This is a genomic window from Ketobacter alkanivorans (assembly GCF_002863865.1).
Classification (GTDB): domain Bacteria; phylum Pseudomonadota; class Gammaproteobacteria; order Pseudomonadales; family Ketobacteraceae; genus Ketobacter; species Ketobacter alkanivorans.
Window position 1 is genome coordinate 3,233,478 of sequence record NZ_CP022684.1, and the last position, 17,659, is coordinate 3,251,136.

Genomic DNA, 17,659 nt, shown 5'->3' on the forward strand with positions numbered 1-17,659 from the left:
TTTTGTACTGCTGATGGCGTTGCGCTGTTGGTCTATCGGACTTGGTTTTCGTCAATACGTTCTTCGGCTATTGGTCTACAGTGCGGATGATCATTCAGCACAAAAACAATAACTAAGAGGGTAGGCCGGTGTATATGTTAAAGGGTCGTATGGCGATAGTGGTATTGGGGGCCTTGCTGTTATCCGCCTGTGGGAGTGACTCAGAAGACTCCCCTCTGAACTCGCAGGCTTCGTTGGAGCGTGATGTATCCCTGCAGCAGGAGACTGAGCAGTTTGAAGCAGTAGCCGATGCCGAGTTTAATACGGCACTCTACCATCGTGCTGCCGATTATCCTCGGGTCTACATTGCCCCTATGAGCTATATACCTATATCGTCAGGTCAGCAATTAGGCATGCGCCTGACGCTGCCCGCCGATGAGCAAGGTGAGCCCTTGCCTGGGCCGTTCCCGGTGATTCTGGTGCAAAGTGGTTACAACATTGGTTTGATGTCGATTGCAGCGGCACCCGGTGGGGTGTTGCTTGGCATACCGGATTCGTATTTGGTGCGCCGGGGTTATGCCATGGTGTCGGTGGACGTGATCGGTGGTGGCATCTCCCAAGGGGGATGGGAGCTGTTTGGTGCCAAAGAGCAGGTCGGTTATGGCGATACCGTGGATTGGGTGAAGGCGCAACCCTGGAGCAATGGCAACATCGGTGTGGCGGGTGCTTCTTATATGGGGATTACCTCGCTGTTTACCGCGCAACAGCGGCCCGATGATATTAAAGCAGTGTTTGCCAGCGTGCCGCTGGGGGATGCCAAGCGTGGCATCGTGGGCACGGGCGGGCTGCTGAATGGGGTGTTTATGGGGGAATGGATGACGCTGACCCATTTGACCTCCACACAAAATGTGCCGCTGATGTTAATGCAGCCTGCGCTGATGCCGCAGGTTATGGCGGCCACGCAAGAACATATCGATCATATGGACGATTACTATCTGCCGTTGATTGAAAAAGCGATCACCGGCGACCCCGAGCTGGCCTACGACAGCCCGTTCTGGCGGGTGCGTTCACCGTTGGAGAATATGGATCGAATTAAAGCGCCTACGATCATCACCGGGGCGTTGAATGATCTGTTTCAACGGGATGCACCTTTGCTGTACGAAAGTCTTAAAGATCGTGTCGATGCGCGCTTGATGTTGTTCGACGGTGATCACCTCAGTAATTTTGCGCAGGCTATTCCAGGTACCGATAAAAGCAGCCCGGTGTTGCATGTGATGCTGCAATGGTTTGATAAACACCTGAAAGGGCTCGACTCCGGTACTGAATCTATCCCCCCCGTTACTCAATATGTAAAGCACTACAAACAAGGTAATTGGCAGGGCTTTATTACGGCGCAGGATTGGCCTCACCCCGCTGCTGAACCCCAGCGCTGGTACTTACATGGTGATGGTGCGATGTCGCAACAAATGCCGTTTATGGAAGAACAAACCCGCACCATGGAGGCCGCCCCCTTTGCAGATTACGAATACGGCAAAAGCGACGATGGCGGTTTTCTGAAATTGCACATTACGCCCAATGATGGCTCTGAGTGCTCGCTGAGCTATGTGCAGTGGACGCTGGGCGTAGCGGGGTTGACCGCGATAAAACCCTGTTTTTGGGATCATCGCAAGCTGGAAGCCAATGCGTTGAATTATGAGACGGCAGTGATGGCGGAAGACTATGTTATCGCCGGGCCCATACAGGCGGATCTGTGGGTCTCCAGCACCGCACATGATGCGGTGGTATCGGTGCGGGTTGAAGAGGTGTTGCCTGGTGGACGAGTTGTGCCCATTACCAACGGTTTGCTGCTGGCGTCTATGCGTGCGGTGGATGAAAGCCGTTCCCGTTATGTATTGGGCGAGATGGTGCAGCCCTATCATTTCTTAACTCAAGAAAGTGAGCAGTTATTAACGCCGGGTGATGTGGTGAAAATGCAAGTGGAAGTGTTTCCCACCAGTGCGATGATTCGCGCAGGCAGTCGTCTGAGGGTGTCGATCAGCCCCAGCAATCAGGCTCAGGGAGTGCTTAATTTAGTGCAGCGTGAGAATGTGGTGGGTGGTGTTACCAGCCTGCATCACGGCCCCCAATACCCTTCTAGCTTGGCCGTGTTGTCGGTGCCATTATCTGAATTAAATTAGTGCTTGGCTGTTTGCCGCGGCGTAGCAGTGCACACCACACTGACTACGCCGTTTTTTATCCGTTGACTGCCGACTCTCCTGGGAGCGGTTCATCGCGGGCCGACGGTGCATCCTTTTTATCACCAAACAGTTTCAGCAACAAAATGGGCAATAGCACCAGATCCACCAGTACAGCGCAAATAATGGTTATGATGGTGATCAGCCCCAGATCCTGATTGGGAATAAAATCCGAAAACAGCAGTGCGGTGAAGGCGATGGACATCATGGCGGTGGTGAGCAGCATGGCAACGCCGACCGTATCCATGGCGTATTCCACGGCTTCATAGTTGTTGAGATGCAGTTGTTCGCGGGCGTATTTATACTTGGCCAGAAAGTGAATGGTGTCATCCACTACGATGCCCAGCGTAATGGTGATGCCAACGGACATACCAAAACCGATTTTGCCGCTGATCAGAGCCCATACACCAAATGCCATGGCCGCCGGGAACAAGTTGGGGATCATGCTGATCAACCCCAGGGACCAGGAGCGAAACATGGCGATCAGCAGCAGTGAGATGAAGATCAACGCCACCACAAACCCTTTCGACAGGTTGTTCACGTTGGTGTATTGCATGTGGGCAAAAGCCAGGTTGGCGCTGCCGATGATAGCGTGCTTTGTATCAAAGGCGTGCTGATCCAGCCAGCTTTGAATATGCCCCTCAAGATCGATGAGCTCCTTATCCGACAGTTGATCGTACACTGCGATCACACGGGTTTCCGAGCGATCAAAATTGATCAGGTTGTTCAGATCCTGGCCGAACGGCAGTGACATTTCGTACATCAGCAGATACTGGGAGGCAAGCTCCCTCGATTCAGGGATGCGATACCAGTCCGGGTCGTCTTGGTGCAGATTTTTGTTCAGAGTTTTCATTACCTCCAATAGAGAGGTGGTGAAACGCAGTTGTGGGTTTTGCTGTAGCCGCTGCTCCAGATCGTCCAGCAGGTTCAGGTATTGGGGATCGTAAATGCCGCCGTTTTCGGTGGCGGGAATACTGATGTTCACCACCACGGAGCCGCTGATGCGTTCGATCATGAAATCCATGTCGCGGCGTACTTCCAGTTTCTTATCAAAAAATTCAACGAAGTTGTCATCCAGGCGGTTCAGGGGAATCAACGATGCCAGGGTGATCATCACCAGTACAAAGCCTACGATGATTTTGTTGCCGTGGGGTTGATAGTAGTGAATCAGGCGGCCCATGGAGGGCAGCTTGGTGACGCCACGGGCTTTGCTGGGCAGGTAATACACCAGCGCCGGCAAGAAGGTGAGTGAGGCCAGCATGGCGTAGAGTATGCCGACGCCAGCGGCAGTGCCCATGTGGGCAAACGGTGGCGATTCGCTGAAGTTGAGGGCAAAAAAGCTAACGGCGGTGGTGAGGCTGGTGAACACAATAGGGGAAAAGTTTACCTCGATGCTTTTTTCCAGGGCGGTTTTCTTGTCCAGCCCTTTGTTCAGCCCCTGGGCGTAATTCACCATTAGATGAATGCAGTCCGCCATGGCAATGATAACGATGATGGCCGGTGTGTTGACTAAAATGGGTGACACTTTGACACCGCTCCAAAGCACCGCACCCATACCAGCAAAGATGGCCAGCACAGAGGTGGCAATGCAGGCCAGGTTGCCGATCAGATCCCTTAAGGTGAAGCTGAGGAAAGCAAACACCAGAATCAATGCAAACGGAAAAATGGTGCGGCCATCCTGCTGCACGATGGCGGGCAGGGAGGTTTCCACCGCTACACCGCCTACCACGCGGAAATCAATGTCCGGATATTGTTGGTCGATTGTTGCAACATAGTCACGCACGTATTCCACTACTTTTACCGCGGCCTGTCCGCTGTCCTGTTCGGGAAAGTTCAGGATGACTGAGACCAGCGACAGATCGCCGTCCCGAGTGATCAAATAGTCCTTTACCCCGGTTTTCTGCGTGGCGTAGCGTTTGCGTGCCAGCAGTTCCTGGGGGGAAAGCGCGTTCACGTCTTCCACCAGAAATTCCACCATCAGCTCGTCGCCGTCTACGCGGGTGTAGAGATGATTACTCAGGGATTCCACCCGTTGGGAATAGGGGATAGACCAGCCGAATTCGGTCAGTTGTTGGATGGCGCGCAGGGCGTTGGGGCTGAAGATATTCTTGTTGCGAGGTTCCACCAGCACCATGACATTCTTGTCGCTGGTGTAATCCTGCTCGATTTTGATCAGGTTGTTGAGGTTCTGGTCCGTTGGTTTGAAGAAGTCCCGCTGATTGGCCGAGAACTGGGCGTCTTTGCCGCCCATGCCCAGCAGCAGCGCCCCCAGAACCACCAGCATAATGCTGGCGATGCGGTGATTCATCACCCACTTTGCCCACTGTCTTGCTAACACGTTGACTGCCCTCTGTGTCTACTTCTTATAAAGCGTCTAGGTATATAGAGTGTTTTGGATGAGACATGATAATGGCGCTGTCTTGTGGAAGACAGCGCAAGAAGAGACAGAAAAATGTGATTTTGTGCCAGTGTGGGGCTGGCGCAGGGTTATCTGCGCACGGGCCCCAAGGGGGAGTTGCTGAATCCTTGCTCATCAAACGAGTCCGGATCCGGAGTGCCGTTCGATGTGAGGCTGTTCTGGGTATTTGGTGCAACAGCGTGCAGGGCGCGGGCAACCGAGCTGCTGGTAGCCGCAGGTGGCACCACCTCAACAAAGTCGGCGGCGTTGGTGGCCACGATGTTGATGAAGGTACTGAGGTCGGTAGAGGTGCTGAACAGGCGGCCATTGCGGTCGCTGGCCAGCAGCAAACCATCCTCCCGTAGGTTCAGGTCGTACAACGAGCCTCCTACGTTCAGGCTGGTATCAATGGTTCCATCTACATTATGGCGCTGAATCAGGCCTCCCCAGGTGGCGCTGTAAAGGGTGCCGTTGGCGTCCACTGCGATGGCTCTTGCCTGGTTGATGCCCGTACTGTTCATCAGCGACAGGGACTCCAGGTCAAAGGCATGAACGGTTGTACCCCGATCATCCAGAGCATACAGCACCCCATCCAGACCCAGGGTCAGATCGATGTAGTCGTCTTCGGCAAAGTAGGTGACTTGTCCGGTGATGGCATCAAAGCGAATCAGACCGCCCCGGTTGTAGCGGGCGTTCCTCATGTTGCCCACGTAGACATAATCACCGCTGCTGGCGATGCCACCGTAAGTGCCATTGTTGATGAGGGACCAGTCCTCTGCCTGCAGGTGCGTCCAGCGGTGGGTGGCCGGGTTATAGAGGCTGAGCTGGGGCGAGAAGGTGCCGTTGAATACAGCGATGCGGCCGTCATCCAGCAAGGTGAGATCCCGGGGGTAGTCGCAGCAGCCACCAGCCGGGGGCACGGCCACTTCCCGCATTACTTGGCCGTCTGCTGAATACAGGCGCAGAGATTCGTCGTAGATGGTCAGGAACGCGCCGCTTTGAGCGGACCAGCCGGTGCGGCGGGAGACCTGCACGTTGTCCAGATAGACTGTGCAATTCGAATCAGCGTGGAAGCGGATGCGATTGAAGCCACGGGCCACTGGGAAGGTGAAGGTGGACCAGCCGGGGGCTAAGAGGGTGAAGCTGAAGGTTTCCTGGCCAGTGTCTATCTGTAGCAAACTGTTGAACGAGATGCAGTTGCTGGCGGCCTGGATCTGGACATTGTTGCCTGCGAAGAAGCCGCTCCAGATGATGCTGCCGTCGCTGTCAGGTGCCTGGCGTAGGGCTTGGTTGCCGTCACTGGCGAGGCTGGTGCTGAGACTCCAGTCCGGGCTGCCGTCGGTTTCCCAGCCGGTGGGCAGCTGTGGGTCTTCGAACGAAAACGAACCAAATTCAAGGTACGGCGGAGTGGAGGTGGGATCATTGGGATCGGTGTCCGCCAGTGATTCTTCATGGTTGCTGCTGGTGTCGCCATCCGGGTCGAGGTTGGCGTCGGTGGGATCGTTGGGCAGCAATTGGTGACGGGCTTCCCAGCCATCACTCATCTTATCGCCGTCGGTGTCCGGCAGGTCTGCCTGGGTGCCGTGGACGCTGACTTCGTCGTAATCGCTCAATTCATCGCCGTCGCTATCCGCCAGCAGGGGGTTGCTGTAATGGGCATATTCCTGGCTGTTGGTGAGCAGGTCGCCGTCGGTGTCAGTGTTGGCGTCATCGGTGAAATAAGGATCCAGACCATAGCGACGTTCCCACCAGGTGGGCAGGCCATCGCCATCGTAATCGGGTTGGGTGTTGATGGCGGATAAGCGGCCTTCGTCCGATAGAATGTACAGAACATGGTCACTTCCCAGCAGCAAATGGCCGCCGGAGTTGAATTGCCAGTGTTCTGCACCGCTGGCTCGATCCAGTGCATGGGTTGTGGTGGCGGTGGAAATCAGGATCAGGTTGCGGGTGACGATGATGGCACCGGTGGCGTTGGTCGGTGCATCCCATTGCCACAAAATACGTTGGTCGGTAGCCGCAATGGCCTGCACACTGGAGCCATTATTGATGGCGTAAACAGTGCCGTCGGCGTAAGCCGGCTGGGCTGAAAACTCCTCACTGAGCTGCCAGTCAAGCGTCATTTGATTGAGGTTGAAGTTGAGCAGTCGACCCTGTTCCGCCACGATGGCGTTGCCTTGGCTGGTTAACACGGGCGCGTATTCCACGTCATAGCCATGCCAGCTGTAATCGGGGTCGGTGATGCTGCCCAGCACGCTTCCTGAGTGGCGATCCAGCAGATGAAGCGCACCATCCATATAGCCAGTTACCCAATCTGCATTGACTGCCGGGGTCCAGCTATCGAACTGGGGTAACTCCGTGAACCAGAGCGATGTCCCGCTGGAGAGGTCAAAGGCCTGGAGGCCACCGAAAGCTCCGGCGTTGACGTAAACGGTGTCGTCAAAGGGGGTAGGTGCCAGATAGTCTTCCCATTGGGCGCTGAACATGCTGGCGAATTGCTGTGCGCCGGTGCTGGCGTTGAAGCTGTATAGAAAGGGCTTGTTGGTGCAGCTGCTGCATTCCTGGCCTACTTGCAGTAATACGCTGTTGGCTGCGTAGGCGGGGGGATTGACTGAAGTGACGGCTGAGCTGAAGCGGTGTTGCCAGGCCTTGGAGCCATTGCGAGTGCGCAGAGCTTGCAGGGTCTGGTCAGCCACAATAAACAGGTGCTGGCCGTTGCTCACTGGAGGTTGATAACTGGTGCTCCCCAGGTCCGTTTGCCACAGCAGGGAAAAGTCATCTGCATTCAGGGTGATGGGTACGTAACCGTCGTGGCTGGCGTTGCCCTGCAAAGTGATCCAGTCCGGTGCTGCGGATTCTTCTACAAATAGGCTGACCTGCGTTTCCCGAGAGACAGCGTCGCCATGGCTGGCGGTGTAGGTGAACCTATCCCAGCCGCTGTAGCCCGCCGTCGGGGTGTACATCAGGTTTGGTGCGGTACCGCTCAGGGTGCCGTGCTCAGGTTGGCTTACTTGGTAGGTGAAGCTGGAGCTGTCCAGATCTTTGGCATTCAGGGAGATAGCCTGGCTGCTGCCGGCAGGAACCACCTGGTTAATATCCGTTGTGGTGGGTTTGCAAGCCGCAAGACCGAATGCCACGGCAACCAGCATACCTTTGCTGATCAAAGCGTGTGTCTGGGTTTTCATTAGATTCCTTCCTTTTTTTGTTATAACTAAATTTCAGAACGGAGTGGCCTTTCAGAAGGCTCACCCTGTTCTGCTCGTTCAGTGCTTACTTGGCCGTCTTACTGGCCCGATCCATCTTGTCCATGATCTGCATGCACAGGGCTGAGACCACAAAGCCCATGTGGACGATTAGAAGCCACATGATCTTGGTTTCGGCCATGGCGTCGCTATCGGGCTTGAATTCCATATATACTTTCAATAGATGGATGGCTGATATGGCCACAATCGACGCAGATAGCTTCAGTTTCAGCGATCCTGAGTCCATCTTCCCCAGCCAGCTCAGTTTTTCGTCGCCTTCGTCAATGTCAATTTTGGAGACGAAGTTTTCGTAGCCAGAGAACATGACCATCACCACCAGGCTGCCCACCAGGGTCAGATCCACTAAGGTCAGGATCTTCAGGATCAAGGTCTGCTCCGGCATGGTGAGCAGCGCGGGTACAATATGGATCAGCTCCTGAAAGAATTTGAAGGCCAGCACCACCAGCAGTAAGCTGAGGCCTAGATAGACCGGAGCCATCACCCAGCGGCTGGCGTAGAGGGTTTTTTCGATCAATGATTCCATGGGGATATACTTCCGAGTGACCGTTTGGATGAGGCAAAGATACCGGAAATTTGGTGCGGGGTCACGGTTCTGTAAAGCTATGGTTGGTTTGGATAAACGCTTGAGTCTACAATTGTTTTAGTACCAACCCTTCGGCCGGTGTTTAAGCCGGGGCCACTAACCAGCAGAGCATTCAATGTGACCAGTATTCAGAAAAGCAAAGCCAACTTTATGCAGCCCAGTATTCGCATCGATATACGCTGGGTGCTGGATGGCCTGTTTGAGGATGGTCGTATCAGCGAACGGGACCTGAATTTCGTCTCCGGGCAGCGGCGTGAAAAGTCGGAGTTGAACTGGAACCCGTTGCAGTTTCTGGCCAAGTTTAATCTGCAAGATCAGCAGAATGAGTCTAAAACCCTGGATTTGGACAGGCTGACCGAGTGGCTTGCCAAGCGTGCGAATCAGTCGCTTTACCATATTGATCCACTGAAAGTGGATGTGGCCGCTACGACGGCAGTGATGTCGTTCCAGTTTGCGGAGCGTCACGAAATTCTGGCAGTGGCCGTGGATGATGAAACTGTCACCATTACCAGTGGCCAGCCATTCAGTCGTGACTGGGAACAGGGTTTGGAGCAGACCCTGAAAGGTAAGCGCATCAAGCGGGTGATTACCAACCCGGCCGAGATCCGGCGTTTCACTCTGGAATTCTACAACCTGGCGCGCTCAGTAAAGGGGGCCAGTGGCGGTAAAGGGCCATCCAACGTTACCAATTTCGAACAGTTGCTGCAGTTGGGTGAGCTGACGTCGCCGGATGCCAACGATCAGCATATTGTTAAGATTGTGGATTGGTTGCTGCAGTACGCCTTTGACCAGCGTGCCAGTGACATTCATCTGGAGCCCCGGCGGGAGGCCGGTAATATTCGATTCCGCATCGACGGCGTGCTGCACGATGTTTATGAGCTGCCGGCACCGGTTATGGCCGCCGTAACCAGTCGTATTAAAATCCTCGGTCGCATGGATGTGGCAGAAAAGCGTCGCCCCCAGGATGGTCGCCTTAAAACCAAGAGCATGGAAGGGGATGAGGTGGAGTTGCGTCTTTCTACTTTGCCTACCGCGTTTGGCGAGAAGATGGTGATGCGTATTTTTGATCCGGAAGTGCTGGTTCGCTCTTCGGCTCAAATGGGTTTGGCAGACGAAGACTTCGAGCGCTGGAATGCCATGGTGACGCAGCCCAATGGTATTGTGTTGGTAACCGGGCCTACGGGTTCGGGTAAAACCACCACGCTTTATTCCACTCTTAAGCAGCTGGCCACTCGGGAGGTAAATGTCTGCACCATCGAAGACCCCATCGAGATGGTAGAGCCTTCCTTTAATCAGATGCAGGTTATGGATAATATTGATCTGACGTTTGCCGATGGGGTGAAGTCGTTGTTGCGACAGGATCCTGACATCATCATGGTGGGTGAGATCCGTAACCTGGAAACCGCCAATATGGCGATTCAGGCCGCCCTCACCGGTCACTTGGTGATCTCCACTCTGCACACCAATGACGCGCCTTCTGCCATTGTGCGTTTGATCGATCTGGGGGTGCCGCCTTATATGATATCCGCCACTCTGCTGGGGGTAATGGCGCAGCGTTTGGTGCGAACTCTGTGCCCTCACTGTAAGCGCGATACATACGTAGACCCCGATGCCTGGCAAAACCTGATCAGCCCCTGGAAAGGTAAGCAGCCGGAGAAGATCAAGGCTCCGGTGGGTTGCCTGGAATGCCGCAAGACCGGTTATTTGGGGCGGGTGGGTATTTACGAGGTGATGCCTCTTTCACAGGAGCTGAAAGACATGATCAGCCACTCGGCCGATCTGAGTGATCTGCGTAAGCAAGCCATGAAAGAGGGTATGCGTACCCTCCGATTGAGTGGTGCGCAAAAGGTTGCAAGCGGGCTTACTACCCCGGAAGAGGTCATGCGTGTCGCCCCTGTAGTGGGTTCTGGCTAGGCTAATTTGGTTTGTGAATCAGCCTGCAAATATGGGATTCTGCGGTTAAGGTTTCCCTAAAAAGTGAATCCGTTGTTAGAATGGGGCATCCGAATAATACAGACTCTTTATCAGGAAGATGAACTTGCTGTCGGGAGCCATTGGGCACAGCGGTCTGACATAACAATAAGAAGTGACAAAAATGAGTTCCCTGTTGTCTGCGTTTTCACCAGTTCGCAACCTGAAACAACTCTTTGTTCGCCCGGAATCTAATTTTCCTGTGCTGGATGGTTTCCGCGCGCTATCCATGCTGTTGATTCTGGTGTTCCACACTTTCAGTATTTACTGCGTTTATAACCCGGAAGTCGAGCTCATCGATATGGTGGAAGCCAGTGGTTGGTCTGCGTGGATTTGGAACGCGGATAAGGGTGTTGATATCTTTTTTGTGATCAGTGGATTCCTGATCACCGGCATCTTGTTGCGCCAAATCGATCGTGATGGGCGCATTCGCTTTGGTAATTTCTATTGGCGCCGCTTTATGCGCTTAAGCCCCGCTTACTGGTTCATGATTGCACTGTACGCCTGGATGGGGTTATCCACTATGGATCTGGAAGCGCGGCAGCAGCTGCATCTGGATAATCTGTGGGCCAACCTGCTGTATGTGAACAACTTTATCCCTTATCAAGAGCAGGCCATGAATTGGACCTGGTCTTTGGCTATAGAAGAGCAGTTCTATCTGGTATATCCGTTGGTGCTGTTTGTGCTGGTGAAACATACCCGGCGGCCTCTGCTGGGTATGTGGGTATTGATGGGGGTGTCGTTTTTGGTGCGTTTTATGGTGATCATGTTAGATGAGCCCATTCGCACCATGTCTGGTAGCGATCTGGCTTTGGATAAACAGTTCCATGCCTACCACTTCTCGGTGTTGTACGACAATTTGTACACGCGTTTCGGTGCGTTGCTGAGTGGTTGTATCGCAGCATTCTATTATTTTCATAACGAGCAGGCTCTACGACAGTTTTTGAATTCCACCCTGGGCAAGGTGTTGGAGTTTGCCAGCTTTGGCATCATTGTTTTCGTGATGTGGTTGCCGGTGCTGAGTCGCAGTATGGATGATCAGCAGGCATTCACCATATTGTACCAGACGTTCAGCCGCAATCTGTTCAGCGGAGCTGTGGCCTATCTGGCGCTTGTCTGTCTTGAGAAAAGTTATCTCAGTCGTGTTCTCAACCTGCTGTTTTCCAATCGTCTATGGTATCCCCTTGCGCAGCTTTCCTACTCCATGTATCTGCTGCATATATTCCCCATATTGATTTTGGTGCAGTTGGGGGTGTCGGCTATGCAGAAGTATCCTGAGCGTTATGACTATACGCACTGGGAGGCCATGAGCCTGATCTGTGTGTACGCTACCGGTATTACCATTCTGGGCGCAGTGATTGTTTATCTGATCATTGAGCGCCCAATCATGAATTTGCGGAAATAACATGACTTCAATGGCTTTGGATAAGCGTGCCTGGTGTGCGCTGGTATTGGGGATCGTGTTGGCGTTGCCTTCCCTGTGGGTGGGCATGCAGCTGGATGATTATTTTCATTGGGGGCTGGTGACTCAGCGTAGTCAGGTGCTGCAGACGGTGAGCCCCGCCAGCCCCTACGGGCTGTTCAGTTTTGTGGATGGTGATCCTGCGCGGGTAATGGATTTGATGAACCTGGGTCTGGCCCCTTGGTGGACCTATCCTCTGGTGGAATACGCGTTCTGGCGACCCCTCACTGAATTGACCCATGGTCTGGATTATTCGGCCTGGCCCCATTTGCCGAAACTGATGCACGTGCACAGCCTGATTTATTTCGGCTTGATGTTGTGGTGTGGGTTTCGTCTGTTCAAGCTGATTCAGGGCCAGTCATCCGCTTGGCTGTGGGCGGCGTTCATTTTCGCTCTGTCCTACACCCATGGGGTGCCTGCGGGCTGGTTGGCCAATCGCAACGCGGTATTGGCTGTATTGTTTGTGGTTCTTACGGTCGCCTCTCATCATCAGTGGCGGCAGGGCAGCCGTAGCCCCCTGGATTTCAAATCCAGCGTGTTTTTCACCCTGGGATTGTTGTGTGGTGAGATGGCGGTGACGGCGGGTGCCTATTTGTTTGCTTATGCCCTGATGCTGGAGCGCGGCGCATTGCGGGAGCGCATTTACTCCTTGCTGCCATACGGTGTGATTGGTGCTGCCTGGCTGGGGATGCGATCTTTGCTTGGGTATGGGGCCAGTGGTTCCGGTCATTATATTGACCTGCTCCAAGCGCCGGGGCTGTTCCTGCAGATGCTGGTGGGGCGTGGGCTGGATTTGCTGGGTGGTCTGTTCTGGATGGTACCGCCCGAGCTGGGCTCCGGTTTGCCTGAATGGCGGCGGCTGGTGTTCATGCTGCTGTTTGCGCTGTTGCTGGTTGTGTCCTGGCCGCTGCTGAAGGCGGATCGTCGAGCGCGTTTTTGGCTGCTGGGTGCGCTGCTGTGTTTGGTGCCGGTGGCCAGTACCATTCCCCATAGCCGTTTGTTGATCGCAGCCAGCGTCGGCAGTGCTGGTTTTATGGGGTTGTTGTTTTCCGCTTGGCGCAATGGCGAGTTGGCCGTCAGCGGATGGTTGAAAGGTGTCACCACGCTGCTGGTGGGTGTGTTGGTGGTGCTGCAGATTGGTTTGTCGGGAGTGCTGTTGCCATTAGAGATGGTGTCCATGCGTCTGGTGGGGGATAACTATCTCAACAGCGGTGCCCGTTCCTGGGATCTGAGTGATATTCCCCGTAAGACTACGCCCATCCTCATTAATCCACCGCTATCCAGTGCCGGTGGTTATATTAATGGTGTGCGGGCCTATGATGGCTTGCCGGTGGCGTCAAAAACCTGGTTGTTGGCGTCGGGCATGCAGCCTCTCACGCTGACGGTGCTGAATGCCTACACCCTGGATCTTTACAGTGAAAGCGGCTTGTATGATGGCGTGCAGGAAGGCGTGCTGCGGGGCCCACAGGTTCCCTTCACCAAGGGAGACAGTGTGCAGCTGGCGGGTATGATCGTCACGGTCATGGAAGTGAGCAACGGCGTCCCGGTGCGAGCCCGCTTCCAGTTCTCAAGCCCCATCACCAGCGATCTGTATCAGTTTTCCCACTGGAACAGTGGCAATGTAGCGCTCTGTGTATTACCCGAAAAGGGGCAGTCGATAGAGTTGAGGCTCGATTCTACCCAGTGCGCTACGCCTTAAAGGTGTGTGTCAAAGGCTTGCTTCCTGGCAATTTGTTGCAGATCATGGTGCCGACTCCCGCCTTGACTAATAATCAAGGCATCTGAGCCAAACGGCCTGCAAAAAAAGGATCACTGCCTGCCATGAGTTTGTTTTCGCTGGATCGTATTCCCGCAGCGGTGCTGCCTGCACTGCAATCCAATTTACATCGATATGAAGAGGCCCTGTCCGACGCCGGCCTGCTGGATCAGGTTGCCGGTCTGGGGGCTGCCCTGCTTCAGGAATTACAGGGCTGCTTTCTGGCCAGTGATTATGTGGCCGCACAACTGATTCGCTTTCCTGAACTGCTGTTGGAGCTGGCGGGTAGCGGTCAACTCCATCGCAGCCACGAGCCTGGATATTACGCCTCCACACTGCATACCCTGTTGCAGCCTGTTGCCGATGAAGCCGGGCTATCCAAGCCGTTGCGCCAATTCCGCCGTCGCGAGATGGTGCGCATCATCTGGCGGGACAGCAATGGGCTCGCCGATTACCAGGAAACCGTCCGTGACCTCAGCGCCATGGCAGACGCCTGTATCGATCAGGCGTTGAATAAGATTTATCCCTGGATGGAGCCTCAATTCGGGCTGCCCTATTACAAAGACAAGTCCGGCGGGCAGAGCGATCAAACCATGCCCTTGGTGGTGCTGGGAATGGGCAAGCTGGGTGCGCGGGAGCTGAATCTTTCCTCCGATATTGACCTGATCTTCGCCTACGCCCATGAAGGCGAAACCCGAGGTGGGCGCAAGGACATGGCCCATCGTGATTTCTACAACCGTTTGGGTCAAAAGCTGATTAAAGCGCTGGATGAAAACACCGTCGATGGCTTTGTGTTTCGGGTGGATATGCGTTTACGTCCCTATGGCAGCAGTGGTGCCCTGGCACTGAATTTCCGGGCCATGGAAAGCTATTACGAAGAGCAGGGCAGGGAATGGGAACGTTACGCCATGATCAAGGCCCGCGCCATTGGCAGTGATAATGGCGACGGCGAAAAACTGCTGCAGCGGCTGAAACCATTCGTGTATCGCCGTTACGTGGATTTTGGTGTCATCGAATCCCTGCGTGAGCTGAAAAAGCTTATAAATCAGGAAGTGCTGCGGCGTGGCAACGAGGATAACGTCAAAACCGGAGCGGGCGGAATTCGTGAGGTGGAGTTTATCGCCCAGGTATTCCAATTGATCCGGGGGGGGCAGGATGTGGAGCTGCAGCAACGTAACCTGCTGCAGGTAATGGGCATTATTCGGGATCTGGGTTTGTTGCCCCCCGAGATAGTGCAAACCCTGTGTGATGATTATGTTTTTTTGCGTAATGTCGAGCATCGCATTCAGGCGCTTCAGGATCGCCAGACCCAACTTCTGCCAGAAGAAGAGGTACAGCAGGCGCGCATTGCCATTGGCTTAGGCTTTGCCGATTGGGCCACGTTCTACCAAACCCTGAATCAGGCGCGGCAGCGGGTGCGTACCCATTTTGATGCAGTTATTGCCGCCCCCCAGGATCAGGATGAGGTGGCCGTGCTGGATCAAGCGGTGAGCCTATGGTTGACGGAGCAGAGCGCAGAACAAGCGATCGAAGACCTGCAGCAACTGGGTTTCAGCGAGCCCCAGAACACCTGGAATCTGCTGCACGAATTCCAGACCAGCCGTCAAGTTACCCACATGCAAGCGGTGGGGCGCGAGCGTCTGGATAAGCTGATGCCCCTGCTGATCAACGCCTGTGCTCAGCAGGCCGATCCGGATCTGACCTTTCAGCGGGTGCTGCGTCTGGTGGAGGCCATATTGCGTCGCTCTGCGTACATCGCTCTGCTGGTGGAAAACCCCTCTTCATTAGAGCGGCTGGCGATGCTGTTTGCCGCCAGCCCCTGGGTGGCCGACACCATCGCCCGCTACCCCATGCTGCTGGATACGCTGCTCAATGAAGCTACCCTGCTCAAGCCCACCGATGTCGACACCCTTAAGAACGAACTGCGTCAGGTTTTGCTGCGTATACCCGAAGATGACCTGGAGCGGCAGATGGATGCGTTGCGCCAGTTCAAACACAGCCACGTATTACGGGTGGCCGCCTCAGAGATAGCCGGTACGCTGCCTATAATGAAAGTGAGTGATTACTTGACATGGCTGGCTGAAACCTTGCTGCAGGCAGTGCTGGATCTTTCCTGGCATCAGATGGTGGAAAAATACGGTCGGCCCCTGCGGGCCGATGGCTCCCCTTGTGAGCAGGATTTCATCATCATAGGGTACGGCAAAGTCGGGGGTATAGAGCTTAGTTACAGCTCTGATCTGGATCTGGTGTTCATTCATGATGCCGACTCCAGTGGCTCCACCGATGGGGAAAAGAGCATCGACAACAGCGTCTTTTTCGCCCGGCTGGGGCAGCGCATTATTCACATACTGACAAGTAAAATGGCCTCCGGTGAACTCTACGAAACCGACATGCGCCTGCGCCCTTCCGGCAATGCGGGCCTGCTGGTGAGCACGCTCAAGGCCTTTCAGGATTATCAGCAGGAGAAAGCCTGGAATTGGGAGCATCAGGCGTTGGTGCGAGCCCGTGTTGTGGCCGGTTGCCCGCAATTGGCCGAACGCTTCAATGCCGTGCGCGAAGGCATCCTGTCTGCCCCCCGTGACGAAGCCAAGCTCAAGCAGGAAGTTGTTGAAATGCGGCAGAAAATGCTAAGTCATCTAAGCACCTACAAAGAGCTGGAGCTAAACCCAGACCGTCTGGGAGCGGATTTCACCTTCAACCTTAAGCAGGATCCCGGTGGCATCGTAGATATCGAATTCCTGGCGCAATACCTGGTATTGCGCTGGTCTGGCGAAAAGCCGCCAGTGGCACAACGGACTGACAACATGAGGATACTCGATAGCGCGCTGGAGCAAGGTGTGATGAGCCCCGATGACGTTTCAGCACTGCAGAGCGCCTATCTGCTCTACCGCAGCCAAACCCACGCCCTGGCGCTGCTCAATGGGGGAACCAGCGTCAGTGCTGACCTGTTCATCAATGAGCGTCGACAAGTGCGTGAAATCTGGCGTAAAACCTTTTCTTAGTATGTTATAGTTGCGGGTTCGGGCGACCCGCCTGAAAAATCCATTATCGGAATCTGAATTTCATAGGAGAAGTAGATCATGTCCATGGCCGACCGTGACGGTCTTATCTGGTTTGACGGAGAAATGGTTCCCTGGCGCGATGCCCAGGTGCACGTGCTGACTCACACCCTGCATTACGGCATGGGTGTCTTTGAAGGTGTCCGCGCGTATGAAACCGTCAACGGCCCGGGCATTTTCCGCTTGCAGGAGCACACCGATCGTTTGTTCCGCTCTGCACACATCATGAACATGACAATTCCGTTCACGAAAGAACAAGTGAACGAAGCCCAGTTGGCGGCAGTACGTGAAAACAACCTGCCCCACGCCTATCTGCGCCCCATGGTGTTCTACGGATCAGAGGGCATGGGCCTGCGTGCCAACAACCTCAAAGTACACATGATCGTTGCTGCCTGGGAATGGCCATCCTACATGACCCCGGAAGCCAAAGAGATCGGCATCAAGGTGCGCACCTCTTCCTACACGCGCCATCACGTCAACATCACCATGTGCAAGGCCAAGGCCAATGGTAACTACATCAACTCCATGCTGGCGTTGAACGAAGCCCTGTCCTGCGGTGCGGAAGAAGCACTGCTGCTGGATCCAGAAGGCTACGTGGCTGAAGGCAGTGGCGAGAACGTATTTATTGTCTACAAAGGCAAAATCTACACACCAGAGCTGACCTCTTGTCTGGATGGTATTACCCGCGCCACCGTCATCACCCTGGCCCAAGAACTGGGCTATGAAATCATCGAAAAGCGCATTACGCGGGATGAAGTCTACGTAGCAGACGAAGCCTTCTTCACCGGTACAGCTGCAGAAGTACTGCCCATTCAGCAACTGGATGGTCGCGTGATCGGCTCCGGCAAGCGTGGCCCCATCACCGAACAGTTGCAGAAGCTCTATTTTGACCATGTAATGGGTCGGACCGACAAGCATCCAGAGTGGATCAGCCTGGTTTAAGGTGGATTTTGTCCC

At 54.5% G+C, this 17,659-nt stretch carries 9 protein-coding genes; 6 read left to right on the forward strand and 3 right to left on the reverse strand.

Annotated elements, in window-relative coordinates; genetic code table 11:
* The first annotated feature begins 134 nt into the window (after nucleotides 1–134).
* Nucleotides 135–2,156 (forward strand): CocE/NonD family hydrolase, encoded by a 2,022-nt coding sequence (locus Kalk_RS13850; RefSeq protein WP_101894812.1) that lies wholly within the window; start codon nucleotides 135–137, stop codon nucleotides 2,154–2,156.
* Between the two features lie 55 nt (nucleotides 2,157–2,211).
* Here Kalk_RS13850 and Kalk_RS13855 read toward each other — a convergent pair whose 3' ends face one another.
* The 3 genes from Kalk_RS13855 to Kalk_RS13865 all read right to left on the reverse strand — a co-directional run bounded on the left by Kalk_RS13855 (nucleotide 2,212) and on the right by Kalk_RS13865 (nucleotide 8,394).
* Nucleotides 2,212–4,521, reverse strand: a complete 2,310-nt coding sequence (locus tag Kalk_RS13855; protein ID WP_101894813.1) for an efflux RND transporter permease subunit — start codon at nucleotides 4,519–4,521, stop codon at nucleotides 2,212–2,214.
* A 179-nt stretch (nucleotides 4,522–4,700) separates the two neighbouring features.
* The gene (locus Kalk_RS13860; protein WP_101894814.1) at nucleotides 4,701–7,793 is read right to left on the reverse strand and encodes an outer membrane protein assembly factor BamB family protein; all 3,093 of its coding nucleotides are present in this window, start codon (nucleotides 7,791–7,793) and stop codon (nucleotides 4,701–4,703) included.
* 85 nt (nucleotides 7,794–7,878) lie between these two features.
* A complete protein-coding gene (locus Kalk_RS13865; RefSeq protein ID WP_101894815.1) occupies nucleotides 7,879–8,394 on the reverse strand; it encodes a TIGR00645 family protein in 516 nt (171 codons plus the stop codon).
* Between the two features lie 210 nt (nucleotides 8,395–8,604).
* Here Kalk_RS13865 and Kalk_RS13870 point away from each other — a divergent pair, with 210 nt between their 5' ends.
* The 5 genes from Kalk_RS13870 to Kalk_RS13890 all read left to right on the forward strand — a co-directional run bounded on the left by Kalk_RS13870 (nucleotide 8,605) and on the right by Kalk_RS13890 (nucleotide 17,644).
* On the forward strand, nucleotides 8,605–10,368 hold the full coding sequence (locus tag Kalk_RS13870) for a GspE/PulE family protein (RefSeq protein ID WP_101896329.1): 1,764 nt from the start codon (nucleotides 8,605–8,607) through the stop codon (nucleotides 10,366–10,368).
* A 181-nt stretch (nucleotides 10,369–10,549) separates the two neighbouring features.
* On the forward strand, nucleotides 10,550–11,830 hold the full coding sequence (locus tag Kalk_RS13875; protein WP_101894816.1) for an acyltransferase family protein: 1,281 nt from the start codon (nucleotides 10,550–10,552) through the stop codon (nucleotides 11,828–11,830).
* Nucleotide 11,831: 1 nt separating this feature from the next.
* Nucleotides 11,832–13,586, forward strand: coding sequence for a hypothetical protein (locus Kalk_RS13880; RefSeq protein WP_101894817.1), 1,755 nt, complete (start codon nucleotides 11,832–11,834; stop codon nucleotides 13,584–13,586).
* Nucleotides 13,587–13,708: 122 nt separating this feature from the next.
* The gene (gene glnE / locus Kalk_RS13885) at nucleotides 13,709–16,645 is read left to right on the forward strand and encodes a bifunctional [glutamate--ammonia ligase]-adenylyl-L-tyrosine phosphorylase/[glutamate--ammonia-ligase] adenylyltransferase (RefSeq protein WP_101894818.1); all 2,937 of its coding nucleotides are present in this window, start codon (nucleotides 13,709–13,711) and stop codon (nucleotides 16,643–16,645) included.
* A gap of 78 nt (nucleotides 16,646–16,723) precedes the next feature.
* Entirely contained in the window at nucleotides 16,724–17,644 is a 921-nt protein-coding gene (locus tag Kalk_RS13890; RefSeq protein WP_101894819.1) for a branched-chain amino acid transaminase, read from the forward strand.
* Nucleotides 17,645–17,659 lie beyond the last annotated feature (15 nt).

Excerpts from the sequence above, each read along its gene's own strand:
- Kalk_RS13880 (WP_101894817.1), top strand. The coding sequence starts at position 11,832 with ATGACTTCAATGGCTTTGGATAAGCGTGCCTGGTGTGCGCTGGTATTG.
- glnE (WP_101894818.1), top strand. The coding sequence starts at position 13,709 with ATGAGTTTGTTTTCGCTGGATCGTATTCCCGCAGCGGTGCTGCCTGCA.
- Kalk_RS13875 (WP_101894816.1), top strand. The coding sequence starts at position 10,550 with ATGAGTTCCCTGTTGTCTGCGTTTTCACCAGTTCGCAACCTGAAACAA.
- Kalk_RS13870 (WP_101896329.1), top strand. The coding sequence starts at position 8,605 with ATGCAGCCCAGTATTCGCATCGATATACGCTGGGTGCTGGATGGCCTG.
- Kalk_RS13855 (WP_101894813.1), bottom strand. The coding sequence starts at position 4,521 with ATGAATCACCGCATCGCCAGCATTATGCTGGTGGTTCTGGGGGCGCTG.
- Kalk_RS13890 (WP_101894819.1), top strand. The coding sequence starts at position 16,724 with ATGTCCATGGCCGACCGTGACGGTCTTATCTGGTTTGACGGAGAAATG.
- Kalk_RS13850 (WP_101894812.1), top strand. The coding sequence starts at position 135 with ATGTTAAAGGGTCGTATGGCGATAGTGGTATTGGGGGCCTTGCTGTTA.
- Kalk_RS13865 (WP_101894815.1), bottom strand. The coding sequence starts at position 8,394 with ATGGAATCATTGATCGAAAAAACCCTCTACGCCAGCCGCTGGGTGATG.
- Kalk_RS13860 (WP_101894814.1), bottom strand. The coding sequence starts at position 7,793 with ATGAAAACCCAGACACACGCTTTGATCAGCAAAGGTATGCTGGTTGCC.